The following is a 22,964-nucleotide window of genomic DNA, read 5'->3' as shown; positions in this document are numbered from 1 at the left end:
ATGGAGCAGACCCTGGTCGAACGCGGCGGGAAGCTTTCCCCCGGACGGAGGTTCGTGGAGGAGTGCCTGGTCAAGGGCACCGAGGCACACCTCGAGTACGACGTCACGATCACCGATTCGCTGACCAGTTCACGGCGCAAGCCCCGCAACCCGGCGCGGAACATGCTCAAGGTCGTCGACCTGTCCCGCAGCCCGCGCGACCACTACTGGCACGAGAGCCCGCCGCTTCCCGGCGACGCGCCCATCCCGGGCGCGGACGTGCGGCGCGAGGCGGCCAGCCGGTTCCACCGCTCGCCGGTCCCGCCGCTGCTGACCACCCGGGCCTGGGTGCAGGTCCCCGACCGGTTGTGGGAGGACCCCGAGACGTTCCAGTCGTTCATCGACTACCGGCTGATCGTCCGGCTGTGCACCGCGGAGAACGTGACGATCCTCCAGGGCGAGGGCGGGCTGCTCAACATGCCCGAACTGGGCCGGATGACCGATCGCGGGCCCTTCGCCTCGACGCTCCTGCGCGCCTGCGACGAGGTCGAGCAGATGGGCGGCACCGCCGACGGGCTCATCATCAACCCGGCCGACTTCTACCGCTATATGGGCGAAGGCACCCTGATGGACGACCTCGAACGCAACGGGGTGTTCATCGTCCGCACCCGGCTGGTCGAGCCCGGCACCGCGGTCATCGGCGACTTCGGCCACGGCGTCCAGCTGTTCGACGCGGGCCGCTCGGTGATCAGGTTCGCCGAGCCCCCGCCCGGCACCTTCGCCGAGGACGGGATCGCGCTCATGGCGGAGATCTACGAACGGGTCGTGGTGAACCTGCCCACCAACCTCTTCATCGTCGGTCTGTGAACGACCTCGACGTCCTGGTGGTCGGCGGCGGCGCCGCCGGCCTGTTCACTGCCCACCAGCTGCGGCGACGCGGCGCGCGGGTGACGGTCGTCGAACGCGGCCCCATCGGCGGGGACCAGTCCTGCTCGGCGGGCAACACCGGTTTCGCGGGCACCCAGGGCTCGGCGCCCCTCGCCGTGCCCGGCGCGGGCTCGCTCCGCCGCCTCCTCGACCCGGCGGGCTCCCCGCACCTCCGCCCCCGCCCGGATCCCGGCCTGTGGCGGTGGGTGCGCGACTTCCGCCGCGCCTGCACCGAGGAGGCGGCCTCCACCTCCTCGCGGGTGCTGTACGCCCTGAAGAAACACAGCCTCGCGCTGCTGGCCGAACTGGACTCCGCCCACTTCCACGCCCCCGGCATCGTGCTGGCCTACCGTTCGCCCGAAGGGTTCGAACGGGCCGCGGCCGCCGCCGCCCGTTCGCCCGTCCCCCTGCGCGTCCTGTTCCCCGCCGAACTGGCCGAACTCGAACCGGACACCGAGTTCGCCGTCGCGGGCGCGCTCTACAACGAGGAGGGCGCCTACCTGGAGGTCCCCCGGTTCCTGCACGCCTTCGCCCGCGACCTCGCCGAGGACGGCGTCGAGATCCTCGACCGGACGGAGGTGACGGGCTTCGAGCTCTCCGGCGGGAAGGTCGTCTCCGTCCGCGTGCCGGGCCGGGAGCTCCGCCCCGGAACCGTCGTCCTCGCCGCGGGAAGCTGGACGGCCTCCCTGGCCCGCCTGCTCGGCCAGAGGATCGCGCTCCAGCCAGTCAAGGGCTACAGCGTCACCGTCAAGACGCCGCCCGGCGCCCCCCGCCTGCCCGTCCTCCTGCCCGAGGGCCCCGTCGCGGTCTCCCCGCTGGACGGCGAACTGCGGTTCGCCGGTTCCCTGGAGCTCACCGGCATGGACCGGCGGATCGTCCCCCGCCGGGTCGCCGCGATGCTCGCCCCCGTCCGCTCCTGCCTCCCCGCCCTGGACCTCACCGGCGAGCAGCGGGTCTGGGCGGGGCTGCGCCCCTGCGCCCCCGACGGACTCCCCTACGTCGGCCCCGCACCGGCCGTCGACAACCTCTTCCTGTGCTGCGGGCACGGCCACATCGGCATGGGCCTGGCCCCCTCCACCGGCCGCCTGCTGGCCCAGCTGCTCACCGGAGAACGCCCCGATCTCGACCTCCGCCCGTTCCGGATCGACCGCTGAGGACCGCCATGATCGGCGTCATCTGCCTGGACACCTCCTTCACCAAGATCCCCGGCCATATCCGCAACCCGGCGACCTTCGACTTCCCCGTCCGCTACGAGGTGGTCTCGGGCGCCACCGCCGAACGGGTCGTGACCCGGCCGGATCCGGAGCTGCTCGGCCCCTTCGTCGCCGCCGCCCGCAGTCTCGTCGCCTCCGGCGCCCGCGCCGTCACCAGCGGCTGCGGCTTCCTCGCCCTCCACCAGCGGGAGCTAGCCGACGCCGTTGACGTTCCCGTCTTCGCCTCCAGCCTCGTCCAGCTCCCGCTGGTCCACCGCATGCTCCGCCGCGACCAGAGGGTCGGCCTGCTCGTGGCCAGGAAGGGCTCCCTGACCCCCCGCCACCTCTCCGGGGTGGGAGCCGGGCACGTCCCCGTCCGCGTGGTGGGCATGGAGGACCAGCCCGAGTTCCGCGAGGTGGTCCTGGAGGCGCGCCGCGACGAACTGGACGCCTCCCGGCTGGGCCGGGAGGTCCTGGCCCGGGCTTCACGCCTCGTCTCCGAGAATCCGGATATAGGCGCCCTGGTCATCGAATGCACCGACCTGGCGCCCTACTCCCATCTCGTCCAGCAGAAGCTGCGGATGCCGGTCTTCGACATCGTCACCCTCACGGAAATGGTCCACCGCACCCTCGCCCACCGCCCCTACGGCCCGCCGTGAGCCCTTCCGGGAACAGTTCCGGCATGCTCCGGCCGACGGCGCGGAAGGCCTCCGTCTCGCCTGATCGGTCCAGCAGGTTCCGGACGCGCCCCACCGCACGGATGTAGTACACAATCTGGGTCATGCGGTTCGGCATTCTGGGGGCGGTCCAGGTCTGGGACGATCAGGGGACGCCCGTCTCCGTCGGGGGGCCGCGGGTGCGGGCGCTGCTGGCGCTGCTGCTACTCAACGCTGGCAGGGTCGTCCCCTCCGAATCCCTCATCGACGGGTTGTACGGGGATGAACCGCCTGCGGGGGCGGGGAACGCGCTCCAGTCCCAGGTGTCGCGGCTGCGGCGGGCGCTGAAGGGCATCGCCGAGGTCGAGTCCTCGGCGGCGGGGTACCGGCTGGCCGCCGATCCACAGGATGTGGACGCGCACCGGTTCCAACGACTGGCCGACGAGGCCTCCGGGCGGGGGGCCGCCGAGAGGGCCGCCCTGCTGGACGAGGCGCTCGGCCTGTGGCGCGGACCGGCGTTGGCCGACGTGCCGGAGGCCCGCGGGCAGGCCGTCCGGTTCGAGGAGGCGCGGGTCACCGCGCTGGAGGACAGGGCCGCCGCGCGGCTGGAGCTCGGCGGGCACCGCGAGCTCGTCGCGCCGCTGCGGGAACTCGCCGAGGCCCATCCGCTGCGGGAGCGGCCGCGGGCGCTGCTGATGCGGGCGCTGTACGGCTCGGGACGGCAGGGCGAGGCGCTGGAGCTGTACGAGCGGACGCGGCGGATCCTCGCCGACGAGCTGGGCGCCGACCCGTCGACCGAACTGTCGGACGTCCACCTCGCGATCCTGCGGGGCGAACCCGAACCGGCGGCGGGACCCGAACCCGGACCCGAACCGGTCAGGTCGCGGGTCCCGGCCCAGTTCACCAGCTTCGTCGGCCGGGACGACGACCTCGCGCGGGTCGGTTCCCTGCTCCGGGACGCGCGGCTCGTCACCCTGACCGGGCCGGGCGGGGCCGGCAAGACACGGCTGGCGATCGAGGCCGGCGCCCGCGCCGGCGGCACGTTCGTGGACTTCGCGGCGGTCTCCTCCGGAGAGGGGCAGACCGCGCTGGCCCGGACCGTGATGGGCGCCCTCGGGCTGCGGGAGGCCGGCGTCCTGCCGTCCGGGGAGCGGCTCGGACCCGTCGAACGGCTCGAGACCGCGCTCGGCGACCGGCCCGCGCTGCTGATCCTCGACAACTGCGAGCACGTGATCGGCTCGGCCGCCCCCCTGGCCCGGCGGCTGCTCGCCGCCTGCCCGGGACTGCGCGTCCTGGCCACCAGCCGGGAGGCGCTCGGGATCACCGGCGAGGCGCTCTGGCCGGTGCGGCAGCTGGCCGTACCGGACGCGCGGGCGACGCTGACGGAAGCCGCCGCCGCACCGGCCGTCCGGCTCTTCGCCGACCGCGCGTCGGCCGCGTCCCCCGGCTTCCGGCTCACCGCGGCCGACCTCGAGGACGTCATCGGGATCTGCGAGGCGCTCGACGGCCAGCCGCTGGCCATCGAACTCGCGGCGGCGCGGCTGCGAGCCCTGACCGTCAAGGAGGTCGCCGACCGGCTGGGCGACAGGTTCCGGCTCCTGTCGCGCGGTGACCGCACGCAGAGCCCGCGCCACCGGACGCTGCGCGCGGTCGTCGAGTGGAGCTGGGACCTCCTCGGCCCCGAGGAGCAGCGGCTGGCCCGGCGGCTCAGCGTGTTCACCGGCGGGTTCACCGCCCGCGCCGCCCGGGAGGTCTGCGGCGGCGACGAGGACCTGCTGCTCGACCTGGCCGACAGGTCGCTGGTGCAGCGCACGCCGTCCGGCCGCTACCGGATGCTCCAGACGATCTACGCCTACTGCGCGGAGCAGCTCGAAGAAGCCGGGGAGGAGCGGGAGCTGCGCCGGGCTCACGCGGAGTACTTCCTGACGTTCGCCCGCGAAGCCGACCCCCATCTGCGTTCCGCCGAGCAGGTGGCCTGGCTGGAACGCCTCGACGCCGACCAGGAGAACCTGCACGCCGCGCTGCGCTGGGCCCTGGACGCCGACACCGCCCTGGCGTTGCGGCTCGTCGGCGTCCTGGCGTCCTACTGGTGGCTGCGCGGCATCCGCAGCGAGGGCTCGGAGGCCGGGCTGCGCCTGCTCCGGACGTTCGGCGACGCGCCCCCACCGGAGTTCGACGAGGAGTACGTGGTGTCCGTGGCGCTCGTCTCGCTCGGCAACCAGGAGGTGCCGGAACTGCCCTCCCTGGTGGCGCGCGGCGAGGACCTCCTCAACCGCATAGACCGCCCGCTGCGGCAGCCCTACCTGCTCGCGATGTGGGCGCTGGCCGCCGGGCCCCCGAAGGACTCCGACGACGTCGACCGGATCCTGAGCGAGCGCGACCCGCAGTTCACCGGCCACCCCTGGAACCAGGCGCTGGTCGAGATGGGCGCGGGCTACCTGTACCTGTTCCGCGGACGTCCCGACCTCACCGAGCCGTACCTGGACCGGGCCCTGGCCGGCTTCCGCGCCGTCGGCGAACGCTGGGGCATGACGCAGACCCTCGACGCCCTGTCCACCACGGCCGAGCAGGCGGGCGACGCCCCCCGCGCGCTCGCCCTCCTGGACGAGGCCCTGGTCCTGGTCCACGAGCTGGGCTCCCTGGCCGACACCGCCGACATCCTGCAACGCCGCGGCGACGTCCTGACCACGCTCGGCCGCCTGGACGAGGCCCGCGCCTCCCACCTCTCGGCCCGCGACCTGGCCCGCCGCGTCGGCGCGCAGAACACCCTCGTCGCCGTCCACTGCGGCCTGGGCGACCTCTCCCGCCTGGAAGACGACCTGGACACCGCCACCGCCCTCTACGAACGCGCCCTCGCCGAGTGCCCGCCCCGCTGGTACGCCTCCGAGATCCGCGCCCGCGGCCTCCTGGGCCTGGCCCACGTCGCCCTGGCCCGGAACGACCGCCCCACGGCCCGCACCCACGCCGCCCGCGCCGCCGAAGCCGTCCGCGACCACCCCCTGGGCCGCCTCCTCTCCCAGGAGGCGGAGACCCTCCTCACCACCCTGACAGACCCCGTTTAGTCACATGACCAAGACCATAACGATTACCCAAAGTAGCGTTACAGCAACACTACTTTCAGTAAAGTCCCGTACATGCCAAGCCCATCTCACGAAGCCCTGCATCACGCATTCCGGGGCGATCCAGACCTGATCACCCATGCGCTCCGCAAAGTCGGCGGCACTGACCTGGAAGTGATCAAAGCGGTCGAGCTCAACATCGACACCACCGAAACGCGCCCTCTGGAGCGCCGCTGCGACACCGTTCTCGAACTGGAACTGGCCGAACACGGCTCCTGCATCCTGGCCGTCGAGGCCCAGACCGACCCCGACGAGGAGAAGATCACGGCCTGGCCCCAGCTCGTCAGCCACCTGTACGCCAAATACCGCCGCCCGGTCGGCCTCCTGGTCACCACCCAGAAGCCCGCCACGGCCGCCTGGGCCCGTCGCCCCATCCTCTGCGGCGTTCCCGGCCTGCCGACCACCCTCAGGACGACCCCGTACGTCATCGGCCCCGACAACACCTCGAAGGTCACGAATCTGGCAGACGCCTGCCGAAGCGTGTCCTCGACCGTACTCTCCGTAGCGATCCACGGCCGTTCTCCGGACACCGCTGGCATACTGGGGATAGTGGTGGACGCCCTGGGAACAGTCGATGAGGAGAGAGCCATCCGCTACGCGGATCTCATCGAAGGGGCCCTCGTGAACGCGCTGAACGCTCGCACCTGGAAGGCAATCATGAAGACCAGCACCCAGCCCTTCGTCTCCTCCATTCGTGCCGAGATGCGCGCTGAAGGAGAGGCCAGAGCGCTCCTCCTGATGCTCGAACGTCGGGGCATCGCCGTCACCGACGAAGCGCGTGGCCGCATCACCGCGTGCACCGACACGCAGCAGATCGAGACCTGGGTGTACCGCGCCTTCGACATCTCCACCATCGATGAGCTCTTCGCCTGAGCTCCTCGGTCTGCACGAGCTCTCGTTCGAAAAGCCCTGATCCCGGTCCGCGATGTGCGGGCCGGGATCACTGCGTATACGGGGGTCAGGCCATGACGGCGGTGACGGGCGGGACGGCCAGGGAGCGGCGGGTGGTGAGGAGGGCGGCGGTGAAGGTGACCGCGGCGGTGAAGGCGATGGTCGTCAGGTAGACGGAGGGGTCGAGGTCGGGGGTCCAGGAGCCGGTGCGGGCGTAGGAGAAGGGGACGATGGTGACCAGGGAGGCGAGGGTGCCGAAGAGCACGCCGGTGGCGGTGACCGCCAGGGTCTCCAGGGCGACCATCGTCTGGACCTGGCCGGTGGTGGCGCCCGCGAGGCGGTACTGGGCGAACTCGCGGGAGCGGGCCGTCGTCGAGGCGACCAGGGTGTTGATCAGCATGATGCACAGGAACAGGGCGATCATGCCGGTGACGACGTAGTTGAGCGTCTCGACGGCCTGCTGGCCCTCCTCCGCCATCAGGCCGGCGGACGCCTCGCCGTCGAGGTCCTGCATGTAGAGGGTGCCGACGCCCGCGCCGATGAACAGCACGACCGGGACCAGCGCGGCGGCGAGCGAAGCGGTGCGGGCCCGCAGGGTCTCGCGGGTCAGGGCGCCCATCGTGCCGAAGCCCGGCAGCGGGATCCCGCGGACGATCACCGGTGCGAAGCAGGCGAGCCCGAGCGCGAACAGGATGTCGGCCGTGCCCGCGTACTGCTGGGCCTCGAAGCCCGCGCCCTTCCCGAGCGTCACGGTCAGCACGGCCTGAGCGGCGGCCCCGGCGAAGAACAGCAGCCCGAACGCGGTACGTCGGCCGTTCAGCCGGGCCGGAGGCGTCGTGGCGTCCATCAGTGACTCGGCCGCCCGCATCCGGACGGCGCGGCGGGCCGTGATGAGCGAGGCGCCCACCGCGGACAGAAGCGTGATCCCGAATCCCTGCCCGACCGCGACGGCCCCGAAGGCGTGCTCGATCCCCGGCGCGATCTGCCCGCCGTCCTGCAGCAGCCCGAGCACCAGGCTCCCGCCCGCCATCCCGAGCGGGACGGCCAGCGCCGCGCCGGCGAGCGCCAGCACCAGCACCTCGGCGAGGATCATCCGGGTGAGCTGCCCGGGGAGGGCGCCGACGCTCTTCAGCAGCGCGATCTCCTTCGCGCGCTGCCGGACGCCCAGGGTCGCGGTCGAGGTCACCGCGAAGACCACCAGTAGCAGGCTCCAGCCGCCGACGACGCCGCCCATGATGACGAGGGTCTCCTCGCTCGCCGGGTCGACGCCCTCGCCGAGCGCCGTGTCGACGAGCGACCCGAACGTCATGACCAGGGCCGCGCCGAGGAACAGGGCGAAGAAGGCCGCGGCGAAGGCGGCGGTGCGGTGCCGCAGCGAGGACAGCGCCAGCGAGAACATCTCAGGCCCCCTTCTGGACGAGCTCGTCGCCCAGGCGCGTCAGCCGCTCGGCGACGGCCTCGGCGGTCGGGTCGGCCATCCGTCCGACGAGCCGCCCGTCCGCGAGGAACAGCACCGAGTCGGCGTACGACGCGGCCACCGGGTCGTGCGTGACCATCACGAGCGTCCGCCCGTGCACCCGCACCGCCTGCCGGAGCAGCCCCAGGACGGCCCGCGCGCTGCGGGTGTCGAGCGCCCCGGTCGGCTCGTCCGCGAAGACCACCGCCGGCGAGGTGACCAGCGCCCGCGCGATGGCCACCCGCTGCTGCTGCCCGCCCGACAGCTCCTGCGGCCGGTGCGACAGCCGCTCCCCCAGGCCGACCTGTTCGAGGATCCGCGCCGCGCGCCCTTCCTCGACCCGCTTCCCGGCGAGCCTCAGCGGAAGCGTCACGTTCTGCAGGACGGTCAGCGAGGGCAGGAGGTTGAACTGCTGGAACACGAACCCGATGTGCTCCCTGCGGAACCTCGTCAGCTCCGTCTCGCTCCCCGTCATCTCGTGCCCGCCCACGAAGACCCGTCCCGCGGTCGGCCGGTCCAGCCCCGCCGCGCACTGCAGCAGGGTCGACTTCCCCGACCCCGACGGCCCCATGACCGCGGTGAACGTCCCGGCCGGCAGGCTCAGCGAGATCCCCGCCAGCGCGGTCACCCGGTTGTCGGTGTTGTCGGTGTGGTCGGCGTCGCCGTACACCTTGCGGACTTCGTCGAGCCGCAGCGCCTCTGTGTTCGTCATGCCCCCGACTCTCCGCCCCGCCGCTGACCGCCCCCGCACCGTCCGCTGACCGTTCCCCGTCAGCGGACGGTGCGCATCTGTTCTCTCCCGCCGGGACTCACTCGGCGAAGGATCTCCCCTTCTTCATTCGAATCTCCTTCCATAGATGGGAAGCGTCCTCCGGCACACACTGTGTTTCTCTTCTCCGCCAGGAATGAGGACTCCGTGCGATCGAGAATCCGTTCTCCGCTTCAGGGCTTCGCCAGCGCGTGCGTGAGCGAAGGCCAGACTCGATGAAATTCGCGTTCCCAGCAGGGCCAGTCGTGGGTGCCGTCGCGGTAGAGGTGCGCGGTCACCGGGATCCGGTGGACGCGCAGGCGGCGCAGGAAAGGCGCGATGGTGGACCGGACGATCGGCTCGACGAGGTTCGCGGCGTTCCACGGCGTGCCGGGAGCGTCCTGGGGGCCGGGCCGTCCCGTCAGGCCGCAGGACAGGAACAGGCCCGTACCGCGCAGTCCCGCCGCCAGGTGTGTGGGATCGCCGGCCCGCCAGAACCGGTCGTGGACGAGCGGGTATCCCCACATGTCGAAGGGATTGACACGTCCCGCGATGCCGGTGGCGGCCAGGAGCGTGACCGAGGCGAGCGGGGAGCGGATGGTGCAGGGACCGCTGAACGAGGCCGCGTAACGGAACGTCCCCGGGTTGCTCGCGGCGCCCAGCAGGGCCCCGTACCCGCCGCCGGAGACTCCCGCGACCGCACGCACGTCGGCCGCCGCGTACCTTTCCCGCATCAGCTCGAAGACGTCGCGGACGTGGAACGTCTGCCACTGCGGGCCGCGTCTCCAGTCGGCGTAGCCTCCCGCCCTCCCCCCGTCCGGCATCACGATCAGCATTTCGGCGTCCCGGCTGAGCTCCTCCACGTCGGTACGCGCCACCCAGGAGGAGGAGTCGTCGAGGCCGCCGTGGTGCAGGGTCAGCAACGGCCAGAGCCGGCTGCCGCGAGCCGACCAGGAGCGCGGCAGCAGCACCCTGATCTCCAGCTCCCGGGCGCCCACGGCGTCGGCCCGCACGGTCAGTTTCCGGAGCCGGTCGCCCAGCCGTTCCTCATCGAGGACCTTGATGCTCATGAGCGTGCATCATTCCTCTTCCATTCGGAGATTCCCTCGTTCTCGGACGACTAATTCCCGCGCCCTTTTAGCATTTTCGCCTCGCGCTCCACCGGTTCTCTTAAAGCTGCCCTGATCTGCTCCATCATGGGAGAATTCACATGACCCCGTCCCTCTGGTTCGTCTTTCTGGTGGGTCTTTGCATGGTCGTCAACGCGCTGCGGCTGCGGCGGCGGCTGCTCGGGCTGCGGCGGCTTCCGCCCGCCGCCCCGGACGGCGGGCGGGGGTACGGACTGCTGACCGCGGCAGGGGTGGAGGTCTCCGACGGGGTGCGCCGGGCCGCCGAGGCGTACGCGCGGGAGCACGACCTGGGCATGCTCGACCTGCTCCCGGCCGACCTGCCGGTGGACGAGGCGCTGGACCTGGCCCGCCACCTGGACTTCGACGCCTACCGGCAGGACCGCTTCGGGATGGGTCGGGGAGCGTGCCACGCCCTGCTGGCCGATCCCCGGGCGATCGCCGCGGCCGGGATCGAGCGGCTCTCCGGCCTCGACCCCGACGAGCTCGGCGAGGCCACCGCGCGGCTCCGCCTGCACACCGGAGCCGCCGACATCGTCGTCGCCGGCATCCCCGGGACGCGCCGCCTGGAGTTCCGGCGCTCCCGGATCCGCTCCCTGGCGCTGGTGATCCCGCAGACCCTGGCCCTGCCGCAGACGCTCGCGGCGTCCCTGGCCGGGTACTCCCTGGTGCTGGCCGGGCTGGTGCTCGCCCCGCCTGCCGGCCTGGGCCTGGCCGTCCTGTACTGCCTGACGCCCTGCCTGGCCTTCGCCGGGACCCGGGTGAGCCCCCGCGACCTGCCCCTCGTGGCCGCCTTCCGGCTGCTCTACACCCCCTGGTCGGTCTGGCGGACGCTGACGGCTCCCCGGACGCGCTGGGAACGCGGGCTGATCGCCGCGCGCGAGGAGGCCCGCGTCCGGTATCGCGCCGAGATCGAGCGGGGCGTCGAGCGCTTCCTGGGGCCCCCGGCCGAAGAGTGCCCCTGGTGCGGCTCACCGGAGCTCCGGCGGCATGCCGTCGCCCGCGACCTCCTTCAGGGCAAACCAGGCCGCTTCCCCCTGGACCGGTGTGTCCGCTGCGGCCATGTCTTCCAGAACCCGCGGGTGACCCCCGAAGGCCTGGCCTTCTACTACCGGGACGTCTACGACGGCCTGGGCGACGTCCTGGCCGAGCGCATCCTCAGCTCCAACACGTCCTGGTACCGGGCCCGGGCCGAGATGGTCTCCCGCTTCGCCCGCCCGCGGAACTGGCTGGACGTCGGCACCGGGAAGGCCCATTTCTGCCGGGTCGCCCGCACCCTGCTGCCCGAGGTGCGCTTCGACGGGCTCGACCTCGGCTCGGCCGTCGAGGAGGGCGCCGCGCGCGGCTGGATCGAACGGGGCCACCGCGGCGAGTTCCGCGCCCTCGCCGCCGAGCTGGCGGGCCGCTACGACGTCATCAGCATGCACCACTACCTGGAGCACACCGCCGATCCGCGGGCCGAGCTGGGCACCGTCGCCAAGGTCCTGCGGCCCGGCGGCCACCTGCTCGTCGAGCTCCCCGACCCCGAGTCCCGGTTCAGCCGGATCCTGCGCGGCTTCTGGGTGCCCTGGCTGGCCCCCCAGCACCTGCACATGATCCCGATCGGGAACCTGAAGGAGGCCTTGGCCCAGTGCGGGCTGGAGGTCGTGGCCGAGGAGCGCCGCGAGGCCGACCAGGGCCCCGACTTCACCACGTCCGCCGCCGCCGTCGTGAACCTGCTGGGCCTGGACGTCGACCGCCCGTGGTGGCCGCGTCCTCCCGCCCGTGCCGAGTACCTGAGGGTCCTGTGCACCCTCCTGCTGGCGGCGCCCCTCATGGCCGCGGCGATCCTCGCCGACCTGCTCACCCTCCCCCTGGCCCGCCGCGACAGCAACGCCTACCGCGTCCTGTCCCGCAAGCCCGCCGCCTGACTCCGCGCCCGCCGAAGCGACGGGCCGGGCCGCGGCCGTGGCCGTCAGGAGCCGAAGACGAGTTCCACGCGGCGGTTCTCGGCGCGGCCGTCGGGGTTGTCCTTGCCGCCGATCTCGTTGGGGGCGACGGGGCGTGCCTCGCCGTAGCCCTTCGCGGTGACGCCGGTGACGCCGAGCCGGACGAGTTCGGCCTTGACGGCGTCCGCGCGCCGCTGGGAGAGGACGCGGTTGTAGGCGGGCGCGCCGAGGGAGTCGGTGAACCCCTCGACCTTGGCCTCGCGGTCTTTCAGGCGTCCGGCCAGACGGACGAGGTGGGTCTTCGCCTCCGGAGTGAGAGTGGCCGAGTCGAACTCGAACAGCACGTCCGAGCTGATGCGGATCGTGGTGCGGGCGCCGGCCCGTTCCTCCTCTTCGAGGGGGATCACCGATTCGGCGAGCCGCAGGTCGAGGACCTCGGGGAGCAGGGTCTCGACCGAGGAGCCCGGGTCGGGCACCGGCGGTTCGGCGGCGGCCGCGCCGGGGAGGGCCACGGCCAGCAGCGCGGCGGCGATCAGGTGCCTCATCGGCTGACCGGGACGTTGCGGAACGGCGGGAAGTCGTCGAAGTGCACGTCGACGGAGGCCACGTTCTCGGGCGGTGCGGCGAAGGTGTAGTTCAACGTGTTCGGCTGGTCGACGTTGTAGTTCTCGTTCCCCGAGCCGAGCATGTTCCCCGCGGAGTCCTTGACGACCAGATAGCGCTTGAGGCCGACCGGATCGACCAGCGAGACCACCGGATAGTCCCCGCTGAAGTACAGGAAGGCCAGCACCGAGGTCTTTCCCGGATAGTGCGGGGTCAGCGACAGGGTGAGGTTCGCCAGTCTCCCCTTCGCGGTGAGGCTCACCACGGCGAGTTCGAACCTGCCCTTGGGCCCGTCGAAGGTCGCCTGCTTGAGCGCAGCGCCCGGGTCGGCGACCGACACCTCGCCCTGTAGAAGGGGCGCCGCCCCCTGCGGCGTGGGATCGTCCCCCGCACCGCCCGCGCTGCATCCCGCCACCAGCACCACCATCGAACCCGCGAGGACCTTGAGTCTCATGTGATCTAGGTATGCCAGAAGATACGGAGAAACTCTAGGAAAATAACGATCTATACCTATTCACCAATTTGGCCGGACTTGACGGGCCGACGGAACGGTGGTGGGATCCCGGACCAGCGTCGCAGTGCACCCGGCCAAGAGACCGCCGCGGGCATGGAGGCGCCGGGACATGGGACGACCATGGACACACCCCACGGGCGCCTGACGGCGTTCGGCAACCAGCTGATCGAAGTACACCTCTGGCTCCGCCGGGAGCTCGACGACCTCCGCGAGAACGTCGAGACCCAGCTCGCGGAGGGCGCACGGCCCCGCGAGCTGCGGGCCCACTGCCTGACCTTCTGCTCCGCCCTCGACCGGCACCACACCGGCGAGGACGGCGGCGCGTTCCCCCGCCTCGCGGAGGAGTTCCCCGAGCTCCGCCCCGTACTGGAGGAGCTCCAGCGCGACCACCGGCTGATCGAGGACTCCCTCCGGCGCCTGGAGGAGCTCCTCGACGGACTGGACGAGCACACGGACCCCGTCGCGGTACGCGGTGAGCTGGACAGCCTCGCCGCGCTGATGGAGACCCACTTCGTCTACGAGGAGAAGCGGATCGTCGCGGCGCTCAACACACTGGACGTCCCGGGTTGGCGCCGTTCCCCACCCGGTTTCCTGCTCGTCGACGAGCACTGATCTAGGAAAATGTCGGATCTCACATCACGTTCCAGACCGGCCCCCTCCTTGCCTGCGTGACGAAGGACATGCCCGTTCGTGGTTATAAATCCCACTTTGGGCGGCATAACAAGCGGGCCGTCAGGGGTACTGGCGAGTAGGGTGCCGTCAAGTGATGTGTTGTCCCCAACCGATGATCAACGACGCCGCGGAGCGATGGTGACACAGACGATCGATCGTGAACGCCTTGTCGAAGAGGTGGGACACGGCGATCACCTGTGTCTCGCGTTCGACGACGACGCCGAGAAACGCAGGGTCGCCACCCGGTACACGGCCGACGGGCTGATCCGCGGAGAGCGCGTCCTGTACTTCGCCGACCGGAGCGACCCCGACACCGTGCGGGAATGGCTGCACGCGGCCCGGATCGACGTCGCGGGTGCCTCGGCCCGCGGCCAGCTGCGGGTCGTCACCGCGGACGAGACCTACCTGGCCCCGGGCGTCTTCGACCCCGACACGATGGTCCGGAGGCTGCGCGCCGAGATCGGCGCCAGCCTGGACGCCGGCTACACCGGCATGCGGGTCACCGGAGAGATGGACTGGGCGCTGCGCGAGGTTCCCGGCTCCGAACGGCTGCGGGAGTACGAGACCAAGGTCAACGAGGTGTTCGTCGGCAGGCCCGCCTCCGCGATCTGCCACTACGACGCCCGCCTGTTCGGCCCCGACGCCCTGGCCGCCTTCGACGACTGCCATCCGCGTCGGGTCGAGCTCACGCCCCTGTACAGCACCAGCGTGCTGCGCATCGTCCCCTCCTTCCAGGAGGGGCAGCGGACGCTGCGGGTGAGCGGCAGCGTGGACATGCAGACCGCCGACCGGCTGGAAGAGGCCCTGCGCGCCACCCGGGCCTGGCCCGGGGACGTCCGGATCGACATGAGAGACCTGGAGTTCATCGACCTCACCGGCCTGCGCGTCCTCGTCCGGACCGCGGACTCGCTGGACGACGGCAGACGCCTGAGAGTCGAGCACCTGCCCGAGATGCTGTGCAAAGTCATCCACCTGGCGGGGCTGGACCGGTCGCCCGCCCTCATCGTCACCTCCTCCGAGGAGGTCATGGCACGATGAACACCCCTCGAGGCGGCGACGCCTCCGGCACGTTGGTCCACCACGCCCTGATCTACGACACCGACGAGCAGTTCCTCGCCTCGACCCTCCCGTTCTGTCTGAAGGGGCTCGGCAAGGGGGACGCGGTCCTGGCCGTCACCAACCCGGCCAACATCGCCCTGCTGCGCGAGGCGCTGGGCGAGGCCGCCGAGCGGGTGGAGTTCGTCGAGGCGGCGGACTGGTACCGCACTCCCGGCCTCACCCTGGCCGCCTACCACCGCTACGTCGAGGAGCGGGCCGGCGACCACGCGCGGATCCGCATCATCGGCGAGCCGGTGTGGGACGGGCTCGACGAGACGGAGACCGGTCAGTGGACCCGCTACGAGGCGGTCATCAACAGGGCCTTCGCCGACAGCCCCGCCTGGATCGTCTGTCCTTACGACACCCGCGTCCTGCCCATCGCCGTGGTGGCCGACGCCAGGCGCACCCACCCCGACCTGATGTACGACGGCTCGGCCCTGCCCAGCCCCAACTACCTCCCGCCCGACGCCGGGCAGAGCGTCTGGGAGCGGTATCCCAAGCCCCCGCCTCCCGGCGTCCGGACGTCCCGCATGGACTTCGGCTCCGACCTTTCGGCGGTACGCGGCTTCACCGCCGCCCGCGCCATCGAGTTCGGCCTGGCGCCCGAGAGCGTCGACCGCCTGGTGTTCGCCGTCAACGAGGTGGCCTCCAACGCCATCCGGCACGGCGGCGGCGAGCGGAGCCTCGCCCTGTGGCTCGACGGCCGGCGCGTCGTCTGCGACGTCACCGACACGGGCGGCGCCAGCCCCGCCTGGTACTCGGGCTGCCTCCCCCCGAACCCGGGCCAGGCCGCCGGACACGGCATGTGGGTCATCCGCCAGCTCTGCGACCTGGTGGAGGTCCACTCCCTCGATCCGGGCACCCTCGTCCGGATCCAGCTGGACCTGCGAAAGGCCCCCTGAGCCCCGTCGCGACGACGACGCCCGCCCCGTCCGCCTCGGCGCCGGGAAGAGCCTCGAATCGCGGCCTGTGATCGCCGACCGCCCCTTTTCCCCTTGTCCCGGGGGGCTGAGCACGGACCTGTGATTCCTTGACCTGGACGAGCCCTTGAAGGGCCTCCGGCCAAGGACCGGTAAGGAAACTCCAGGGTCACTCTCCCGACCCCAAAACCGGACATAGCGTCGGGTGCAGCAGAGTGAAAGGGAGACATCATGCGGGTCGGCAAGAAGTCCAGGTCCATGATCATGGCGGGGACCCTCGCCCTGGCGGCGACGGTGACCGGGGGTTCGGCCCTCGTGTCCTCCGCGACGGCGGCTCCCGACGGGGGCTGCAGGACCTACTCCAGCGCCACGGCCTGCGGAGAGATCAAGCTGACCACCGAGCAGAGCACCTGCGTGGCCCGTTCGGTCGACCTCGGCATGACCGAGCGCCGCGCCGAGGTCGAGTGCTCGCGCCTGCCGTGATCGACGTCCCGCCCGCCGATCCCGGGCCGCGGCCTTCCCGGGAGAGCGGCCGCGGCCCTCGACGCACGCGGCGGAACGACGTTCGCGCCGCGCCCTCGGCGGGACGAGCACCGGCCGAGGACGTCCGCTAAGCGGCGTGGCCGCCGTCCACGGAGAGCCTGGCGCCGGTGACGTACGACGCCTCCGGGCCCGCGAGGTAGGCGACCATCGAGGCGATCTCCTCGGCGTTCCCGAAGCGGCCGAGAGCGGTCAGGGACGCCTGCGCGTCCGCGTACGGGCCGTCCGCCGGGTTCATGTCGGTGTCGACCGGCCCGGGATGGACGATGTTGGCGGTGATGCCGCGGCCGCCCAGTTCACGGGCGAGCGCCTTGGTCATCCCGGTCAGGGCTGACTTGCTCATCGCGTAGAGCACGCCCCCGGGGCCGGGGACCCGGTCGGCCATGCAGGAGCCGATCGTGATGATCCGCCCTCCGGCCGTCATCAGCGTGGCCGCCGCCTGCGAGGCCAGGAAGACGCCGCGGACGTTCACCGCGAGCACCCTGTCCACGTCCTCGGACGCCAGGCCCTCCAGCGGCCCCAGCACCCCGATCCCCGCGTTGTTGACCAGGACGTCCAGGCGCCCGAAGGCCTCCGCCGCCCGGCGCACCGCGTCGACGGCCTCCTCGGCGTCGCCCGAGTCCGCGCGGAGCGCCAGCCCCTTCCGGCCGAGCGCCTCGATCCGCCGGACGACGTCCTCGGCCGCGTCCTTCCCGTCCCGGTAGGTCAGGACCACGTCGGCGCCCTCCTCCGCGAGCCGCACGGCGGTCGCCGCCCCGATCCCCCTGCTTCCCCCGGTCACCAGAGCCGTCTTGCCGTTCATGATTCCTCCCGGAGCCACATTTCATTGATGTTTCAATGAAATCGGCCGCGACCCCGCCCCGCTGGCGGCATTCGGCCGTCATGATCGTTCGACGAGGTCCCCGCCGGAGGGGCGGCTGCGGGGAAGGAACAACGCGGGGAGGAGCGCCGCCGCCATGATGACGGCGACCCAGAGATAGGTGGACCGGAAGGCGTCCGCGAGCAGCGGCGCCGCGGAGGCCGGCAGGGCGAACGCCTGGTCCAGGTCCCGGACGCCGGGGATCCTGCCGAGGACCTCGTGGTTCAGCCGGGCCGCGAGCACCGCGGTGCCCGTCGCGACGGCCACCTGCTGAATGATCATCAGTCCGGTGCTGGCGGCGGGCGCCTCGTCGTGCGAGAGGCCCCGGGTGCCGGCGGCCATGGAGGGCATGAGCGTCATGCCGATCCCGACCCCCATGACCGCCATCGCCGCCATGAGCCGCCAGTAGGGGACGTCCGCCGAGACCTGGAACAGGAAGAGCAGGACCCCGGCGGGCGCCACGACGGTGCCGAGGGCGACGACCCTGCCGGGCGGGACCCGGTCGACCAGCCGCGTCGCCACCTGCATGGTGAGGCCGACGGCGAGGACCTGCGGAATGCCCAGCATCCCCGTCATCGCGGCGCTCTCCCCGCGGACGACCTGGTAGTACAGCGGCAGGATCGTCATCGACCCGAAATAGGCGGCCGGGACGAGCGTCAGGGTTCCGGCCGCGGCGGCGAGGCGGCGCCGGAAGAACAGCCTGAGCTGGATGAGCGGTTCTTCGCCGGTCAGCGCCCTGACGACGAACACCGCGCCGAGGACCGCCCCCGCGACCGTGAAGGCGGCGCCTCCGCCCGTCAGCCCGTAGATCAGCGAGGCGAGACCGGGCGAGAGCAGCAGCAGTCCGAGGACGTCGAGGCGGCGCCTGGAGCGGGCCGGGTCGGCGGGCAGCGTCCGGGCCGCCAGCAGCCAGCCGCACAGGCCGACCGGCACGTTGATCAGGAAGATCCAGCGCCAGGACGCCCCGTCGACCAGGAAGCCGCCCAGGATCGGCCCGAGCAGCGGGCCGATGAGCGGCGGGATGCCGAGCGTGCTCATCAGGCGGCCGTTGGCGCCGGACCCCGCGGCACGCATCACGATCGTCATGCCGACCGGCATCAGCATGCCGCCGCCGAGCCCCTGCAGCACCCGGAAGGCGACCAGAGACCACACGTCCCAGGCCAGACCGCACAGCGCCGAGCCGATCACGAAGAAGGCGATCGCGGTGAGGTAGAGCCGTCTGGTCCCGAACCGGCCGACCGCCCAGGCGGTGATCGGGATGATCGTCACCAGCCCGAGCACGTACCCGGTCGTCACCCACTGGATCGTGGTCAGCGGGGCGTGGAACTCCTGGGCGAGCGTGCCGATCGCGATGTGCACGATCGTCGTGTCGAGCACCACCATCAGCGAGTTCAGCACCACGACCAGCGCGACGGCCATCGGCTCGGGCCCGGTGCGCGGCGTCGTCGGCGCGACGGCGGTCATGCCGCCGCCCGCAGCGGCTTCAGCGCCCCCGCCCGGACGACGGCTCCTCCGCGTCGTCCGGGCCGGGTACTGCCGGGAATGATGGTGCTGCGCGTCATGGTGCTCTCCTCGCACGGGTCGAATGCGAGTAAAGTACAACGTGCATTGCAATAACTACAACGATCGTTGCATCTATGTGAGGCGGGACACATGACTCCGAGAGCGGACAAGCGGCACTCGATCCTGGACGGCGCGCTCCAGGTCTTCGCCCGGGACGGCTACACCCGCGCCAGCATCGACGTGATCGCCAAGGAGTCCGGCGTCTCCACCCGCACGATCTACAACCACTTCCAGGACAAGGCCGCCCTGTTCCAGGCGGTCGTCTCCGAGAGCACCGACACGGTGGCCGAAGCCCACATCGCCCTCATCGACTCCCATTTCCGCAAGATCACCGATCTGGAGGACGACCTCACCGACTTCGCCCTGGCCTGGACCCCGCACAAGACCACCGGACACACCACCCACTTCGCCCTCGTCCGCCACATCCAGGCCGACGCCGACCACATCCCCGCCCCCACCATCCAGGCCTGGCAGGAAGCGGGCCCCCTCCGCGTCCGCCGCCACCTGGCCGCCCGCCTGGCCGCCCTCCCCGGCCTGACCCTGGACGACCCCGAGCGCGCCGCCCTCCACTTCGTCGTCCTGATCAGCCCGGACCCGGCCTACAACTCCCCCACCCCCGACGAACCCCACATCCGCTCCGGCGTCCGAGCCTTCCTCTACGGCTACGCCACCGCAAGACCGAACTAACCGGCTCGAAGCCTCCTGCAAACTACTCGAAGGACTCACCGCCGTTCCGGAAGGCACCGGCATGCCGATCGACCGGGACTTCGGCGGCCTGCGCCCCCGCCAACCACCCGAAAACCGCGGCATCGTCTACCTGTGCCGCTCCCACAGAGAAGCCCTCCGCTACCCCCAGCAGGCCTCCGAACCCGACCTCTGACTCCCGTCACCGCCCGAGGTCCTGTCGCACCTCAGGCAAAGGCCGCCCCCTGATCGGGGCGGCGTCGACGGGGCTCATCCAGACGATCATCCTCGGCCACTCGACGGGCAGGATCGTCTCTGCTTCGCCCCACCGCCCAGGCGGCCTCAGATACGGCGGTAGCCCTCACGACGGCGCACCCCATCACGGTGGGCAAGGCGGACCCCAGCCGACGCCGACCGCACGGCCGCGGCCGTCGGCGGTGCCATGCCGGAGCCTCCGGCCCCCCGCCGCCCCGACGTGGCCGGATGAAGCCCGTCGGGGAGCGGGGTCGTGCGCCGGTCTCAGATACGGGTCATGGTGGAGGCGTATCCACCGCCGCCGGGGTAGATCCATTCCCCGGTGACCGTGGTGCCGTCGGCGCTGAAGTCTCCCTCGTAGTACGCCGGACCGCCCTTCGCGCCGGCCCAGATGGTCAGCTTGTCGCCTGCGAGCTCGTAGACGTAGTCGAAGGTGTTGCCCTCCGCGTCGTAGAACCGCGACACCACGTCCGCGCCGACCGGCTCGCCGAACGGGTGCAGGTTTCCGATGACCTCCAGACCGGTGACCGGCTGGCCGAACTGACTGAGCTCCACGTGCTGCAGCAGGAAGAACCGGCCGAGCATCCACTCGTACCGCACGGTCCCTTCGGCGCCGCCGGTCACCGACCAGGTGCCGACCAGGCGGTCCAGGGCCTTCAGTTCAGTACTCGGCTGGGTGTTCTCGCCCATTGTTTCCTCCTCGGTGAGTGCTTGCTTGCCGGTACCTCGAAGGCGGCATCCTCGCTTCGACACCCGCCGAGAGTGATGTGGATCACATCATGGACGTGTCGAGACCCTTGGGGCGGCCACGAGGTAGCGGCAGGAACCCATCAAGGAGGAAGCCATGGCCACGGGAACCGTCTCCGCCATTCCCGCCACCCACCGCCCGTCCGAGCGTCTGCTGCTCGCCGGCGCCCTCGCCGGGCCGGTCTTCTTCGCCTCGGCCGCCGCCCAGTCGCTCACCCGGGAGGGCTTCGACATCACCCGGCACCCGATCAGCCTGCTCTCCACCGGCGGCCTCGGCTGGATCCAGATCACCACGTTCGTGCTCACCGGCCTCGGCGGGCTGGCGCTGGCCGCCGGCGTCCGGCGCACGCTCACCGAAGGGACCGGCCGGCGCGCGCTGCCGATCCTCCTCGGAGTCTTCGGCGCCGGATTCATCATGGCCGGTCTGTTCGTCATGGATCCGGAGCACGGCTTTCCGGTCGGTACCCCCGACGGGCCGGTCGCCCGGATGTCCTGGCACGGCGTCGTCCACTCGGCCGCGGCCGCCGTCGCCTTCACCGCGCTGGCCATCGCCGCCATCGTGCTGGCCGTCCGCCACTTTCGCCGCCGGGCCGTGCTCCCGGCCGTGCTGAACACCGCCGTCGCGCTCGTCCTGCTGCTTCCCATGTCACCGGATCACATGAGCATCCAGATCGCCGTGAACGGCCTGGTCGCCTTCTCCTGGACGACCGTCCTCGCGCTGTCCCTGCGCCGCCGCGCATGACCGTCGTATCGTGACCGGACGAGCTCGACCAGAGGAAGACCATGAAGTATCTGCTGCTCGGCTACACGCCCGCCGAAGCCTGGGACGCCGCGACCGCCGGCGCCCCGTCGGAAGAGGCGCTGGCCGCGTTCGCCGCCTACCAGGAGTTCGAACGGGAGCTGATCGAGACCGGCGAGTTCGTCGGAAGCGAGGGCCTCGGCCACCCGGCGGTCAGCACCACGGTCCGCAGGACCCCGGACGGCATGGTCGCGACCGACGGGCCGTTCGTCGAGCTCAAGGAGGTCCTGGCCAGCTTCGCGGTGATCGACGTGGCGGGCCACGAACGCGCCGTCGAGATCGCCTCGCGGATCGTCGAGGTGATGGGCGAGCCGATCGAGATCCGGCCGATCATGGGCGAGGACTTCACGGCATGACACCGGAGGTCGAGCACCTGCTGCGCGCCGAGGCGCCGCAGGTGCTCGGCGCGCTGGTGCGGCGCTTCGGCCGCTTCGACCTCGCCGAGGACGCGGTCCAGGAGGCGCTGCTCGCCGCGAGCCGGGAGTGGCGGGCGGCCGGCGTGCCGGAGAACCCGCGCGGCTGGCTGATCCGGATCGGGTACCACAAGATGGTCGACCTGCTCCGCTCCGACCAGGCGCGGCGCCGGCGCGAACGGCAGGCCGGAACCGCCGAACTGGCCATGCGGGAACCCGGCCGCCTGGCGCGCCCCCCGCGGGAGACCGACGACAGCCTCACCCTGCTGCTGCTCTGCTGCCACCCCGCGCTGAGCACGACCTCCCAGGTGGCGCTCACCCTGCGCGCGGTGGGCGGCCTGACGACCGCCGAGATCGCGCACGCCCACGGGACCACCGAAGCCACCATGGGCACGCGGATCAGCCGCGCCAAACAGCGGCTGGCCCGCGCCGGAGCCCGCTTCACCCCGCCGGACGACGCCGACCGGGACGGCCGGACGGCCACCGTGATGCAGGTGCTCTACCTGATCTTCAACGAGGGTTACACGACCTCCACCGGCGACGAACTGGCCCGCGTCGACCTGACCCGTGAGGCGATCCGGCTGACCCGCATGCTCCGCGACTCCCTGCCGGACGACGCCGAGGCGGCGGGCCTGCTCGCGCTCATGCTGCTCACCGAGTCGCGGCGCGCCGCCCGCACCGACGGCGACGCGCTGGTCCCGCTGGACGAGCAGGACCGCACCCGCTGGGATCCCGACCTGATCCGCGAGGGCACCGAACTGATCGACGCCGTCTGGACCCGCCGCGAGGTCGGCCCGTACCGGTTGCAGGCGGCGATCGCCGCCGTGCACGCCTCGGCCGCGTCACCCGAGCGGACGGACTGGCCGCAGATCGCGGCGCTGTACCTCTGGCTGGAGCGGCTCACCCCGACCGCCCCGGTGCGGCTGAGCCGGGTCGTCGCGGTGTCCCGGGCGTACGGCCCGGACCGCGGCCTGGCCCTGCTGGACGACCTCAACCGCCGCCACCGGCTGGACCGGGAGCCGTTGACCCGGCGACGAGAACGCGCGGTGCGCGCCCACCTCCTGGAGACGACCGGCGACCCGGCCGCCGCCGCGGCTCTCTACCGCGAGGCCGCCGCCCTGACCGCCAACCAGGTGGAGCGGAGATACCTGCTCGACAAGGCCCGCCGCCTCGACCGACCGGCCCGTGGGCGGCCATCGGAGACCGCATGATCCCGAAGTGAAGGCTCCCGCCCGGTTTCCCGGGGCCGGATCGGCGGCCTGCCCGGGCTCGG

23 protein-coding genes are annotated in these 22,964 nt (G+C 71.9%); 15 read left to right on the top strand and 8 right to left on the bottom strand.

Features of this window, described 5'->3' with window-relative positions; genetic code table 11:
* The 5 genes from ABD327_RS04800 (at window position 1) to ABD327_RS04780 (ending at window position 6,747) form a co-directional block, all read left to right on the top strand.
* Entirely contained in the window at window positions 1–846 is an 846-nt protein-coding gene (locus ABD327_RS04800) for a family 3 encapsulin nanocompartment shell protein (protein WP_344448906.1), read from the top strand.
* Window positions 843–2,060, top strand: a complete 1,218-nt coding sequence (locus ABD327_RS04795; protein WP_344448905.1) for an NAD(P)/FAD-dependent oxidoreductase — start codon at window positions 843–845, stop codon at window positions 2,058–2,060. Before ABD327_RS04800 ends, ABD327_RS04795 begins: the two co-directional genes overlap by 4 nt.
* An 8-nt stretch (window positions 2,061–2,068) precedes the next feature.
* The gene (locus ABD327_RS04790) at window positions 2,069–2,758 is read left to right on the top strand and encodes an aspartate/glutamate racemase family protein (RefSeq protein ID WP_344448904.1); all 690 of its coding nucleotides are present in this window, start codon (window positions 2,069–2,071) and stop codon (window positions 2,756–2,758) included.
* A 122-nt stretch (window positions 2,759–2,880) separates the two neighbouring features.
* Window positions 2,881–5,817, top strand: coding sequence for an AfsR/SARP family transcriptional regulator (locus ABD327_RS04785; protein ID WP_344448903.1), 2,937 nt, complete (start codon window positions 2,881–2,883; stop codon window positions 5,815–5,817).
* Window positions 5,818–5,889: 72 nt separating this feature from the next.
* A complete protein-coding gene (locus tag ABD327_RS04780; protein ID WP_344448902.1) occupies window positions 5,890–6,747 on the top strand; it encodes a hypothetical protein in 858 nt (285 codons plus the stop codon).
* Between the two features lie 85 nt (window positions 6,748–6,832).
* On the opposite strand, the gene ABD327_RS04775 is transcribed toward ABD327_RS04780, so the two are convergent.
* The 3 genes from ABD327_RS04775 to ABD327_RS04765 all read right to left on the bottom strand — a co-directional run bounded on the left by ABD327_RS04775 (window position 6,833) and on the right by ABD327_RS04765 (window position 10,039).
* A complete protein-coding gene (locus tag ABD327_RS04775; RefSeq protein WP_344448901.1) occupies window positions 6,833–8,164 on the bottom strand; it encodes an FtsX-like permease family protein in 1,332 nt (443 codons plus the stop codon).
* Between the two features lies 1 nt (window position 8,165).
* Complete coding sequence (locus ABD327_RS04770; RefSeq protein ID WP_344448900.1) at window positions 8,166–8,933, bottom strand: ABC transporter ATP-binding protein; 768 nt, start codon at window positions 8,931–8,933, stop codon at window positions 8,166–8,168.
* Window positions 8,934–9,163: 230 nt separating this feature from the next.
* Window positions 9,164–10,039, bottom strand: coding sequence for an alpha/beta hydrolase (locus tag ABD327_RS04765; protein WP_344448899.1), 876 nt, complete (start codon window positions 10,037–10,039; stop codon window positions 9,164–9,166).
* 140 nt (window positions 10,040–10,179) lie between these two features.
* On the opposite strand from ABD327_RS04765, the gene ABD327_RS04760 reads away from it, so the two are divergent.
* Complete coding sequence (locus ABD327_RS04760) at window positions 10,180–12,006, top strand: class I SAM-dependent methyltransferase (protein ID WP_344448897.1); 1,827 nt, start codon at window positions 10,180–10,182, stop codon at window positions 12,004–12,006.
* A 44-nt stretch (window positions 12,007–12,050) separates the two neighbouring features.
* Here the strand turns inward: ABD327_RS04760 and ABD327_RS04755 are convergent, their stop codons facing one another.
* Together ABD327_RS04755 and ABD327_RS04750 are read right to left on the bottom strand one after the other, a co-directional pair.
* A complete protein-coding gene (locus tag ABD327_RS04755) occupies window positions 12,051–12,569 on the bottom strand; it encodes an OmpA family protein (protein ID WP_344448896.1) in 519 nt (172 codons plus the stop codon).
* A complete protein-coding gene (locus ABD327_RS04750) occupies window positions 12,566–13,081 on the bottom strand; it encodes a hypothetical protein (protein ID WP_344448895.1) in 516 nt (171 codons plus the stop codon). The genes ABD327_RS04755 and ABD327_RS04750 overlap by 4 nt, the downstream gene beginning before the upstream one ends.
* A 180-nt stretch (window positions 13,082–13,261) precedes the next feature.
* Here ABD327_RS04750 and ABD327_RS04745 point away from each other — a divergent pair, with 180 nt between their 5' ends.
* The 4 genes from ABD327_RS04745 to ABD327_RS04730 all read left to right on the top strand — a co-directional run bounded on the left by ABD327_RS04745 (window position 13,262) and on the right by ABD327_RS04730 (window position 16,314).
* A complete protein-coding gene (locus ABD327_RS04745; RefSeq protein ID WP_344448894.1) occupies window positions 13,262–13,753 on the top strand; it encodes a hemerythrin domain-containing protein in 492 nt (163 codons plus the stop codon).
* Window positions 13,754–13,948: 195 nt separating this feature from the next.
* Window positions 13,949–14,851: an MEDS domain-containing protein gene (locus tag ABD327_RS04740; protein WP_344448893.1), complete on the top strand. Its 903-nt coding sequence runs from the start codon at window positions 13,949–13,951 to the stop codon at window positions 14,849–14,851.
* Entirely contained in the window at window positions 14,848–15,813 is a 966-nt protein-coding gene (locus ABD327_RS04735) for an anti-sigma factor RsbA family regulatory protein (RefSeq protein WP_344448892.1), read from the top strand. Before ABD327_RS04740 ends, ABD327_RS04735 begins: the two co-directional genes overlap by 4 nt.
* Before the next feature lie 249 nt (window positions 15,814–16,062).
* A complete protein-coding gene (locus ABD327_RS04730; RefSeq protein WP_344448891.1) occupies window positions 16,063–16,314 on the top strand; it encodes a hypothetical protein in 252 nt (83 codons plus the stop codon).
* Between the two features lie 127 nt (window positions 16,315–16,441).
* Here ABD327_RS04730 and ABD327_RS04725 read toward each other — a convergent pair whose 3' ends face one another.
* Window positions 16,442–17,173 carry a 3-oxoacyl-ACP reductase family protein gene (locus tag ABD327_RS04725; RefSeq protein WP_344448890.1) on the bottom strand — a complete coding sequence of 244 codons (732 nt, stop codon included), beginning with the start codon at window positions 17,171–17,173 and terminating at the stop codon, window positions 16,442–16,444.
* A 78-nt stretch (window positions 17,174–17,251) separates the two neighbouring features.
* Window positions 17,252–18,694 carry an MDR family MFS transporter gene (locus ABD327_RS04720; RefSeq protein ID WP_344448889.1) on the bottom strand — a complete coding sequence of 481 codons (1,443 nt, stop codon included), beginning with the start codon at window positions 18,692–18,694 and terminating at the stop codon, window positions 17,252–17,254.
* A gap of 189 nt (window positions 18,695–18,883) precedes the next feature.
* On the opposite strand from ABD327_RS04720, the gene ABD327_RS04715 reads away from it, so the two are divergent.
* Window positions 18,884–19,480, top strand: coding sequence for a TetR/AcrR family transcriptional regulator (locus tag ABD327_RS04715; protein ID WP_344448888.1), 597 nt, complete (start codon window positions 18,884–18,886; stop codon window positions 19,478–19,480).
* 61 nt (window positions 19,481–19,541) lie between these two features.
* On the top strand, window positions 19,542–19,673 hold the full coding sequence (locus ABD327_RS04710) for a hypothetical protein (protein WP_344448887.1): 132 nt from the start codon (window positions 19,542–19,544) through the stop codon (window positions 19,671–19,673).
* Between the two features lie 323 nt (window positions 19,674–19,996).
* Here ABD327_RS04710 and ABD327_RS04705 read toward each other — a convergent pair whose 3' ends face one another.
* A complete protein-coding gene (locus ABD327_RS04705; protein ID WP_344448886.1) occupies window positions 19,997–20,422 on the bottom strand; it encodes a hypothetical protein in 426 nt (141 codons plus the stop codon).
* Window positions 20,423–20,576: 154 nt separating this feature from the next.
* On the opposite strand from ABD327_RS04705, the gene ABD327_RS04700 reads away from it, so the two are divergent.
* Genes ABD327_RS04700 through ABD327_RS04690 form a run of 3 tightly spaced genes read left to right on the top strand, consistent with a single transcriptional unit; the run spans window position 20,577 to window position 22,902 of the window.
* Window positions 20,577–21,221, top strand: a complete 645-nt coding sequence (locus ABD327_RS04700; protein ID WP_344448885.1) for a DUF998 domain-containing protein — start codon at window positions 20,577–20,579, stop codon at window positions 21,219–21,221.
* 41 nt (window positions 21,222–21,262) lie between these two features.
* On the top strand, window positions 21,263–21,634 hold the full coding sequence (locus ABD327_RS04695) for a YciI family protein (RefSeq protein WP_344448884.1): 372 nt from the start codon (window positions 21,263–21,265) through the stop codon (window positions 21,632–21,634).
* Entirely contained in the window at window positions 21,631–22,902 is a 1,272-nt protein-coding gene (locus ABD327_RS04690) for an RNA polymerase sigma factor (RefSeq protein ID WP_344448883.1), read from the top strand. The genes ABD327_RS04695 and ABD327_RS04690 overlap by 4 nt, the downstream gene beginning before the upstream one ends.
* Window positions 22,903–22,964: the final 62 nt, after the last annotated feature.

Origin of the sequence: Actinocorallia aurantiaca (assembly GCF_039533685.1) — a bacterium.
GTDB lineage: Bacteria > Actinomycetota > Actinomycetes > Streptosporangiales > Streptosporangiaceae > Actinocorallia > Actinocorallia aurantiaca.
Note: the sequence above shows the minus strand (reverse complement) of the source record. Positions and strands in the feature narration are given on the sequence as shown.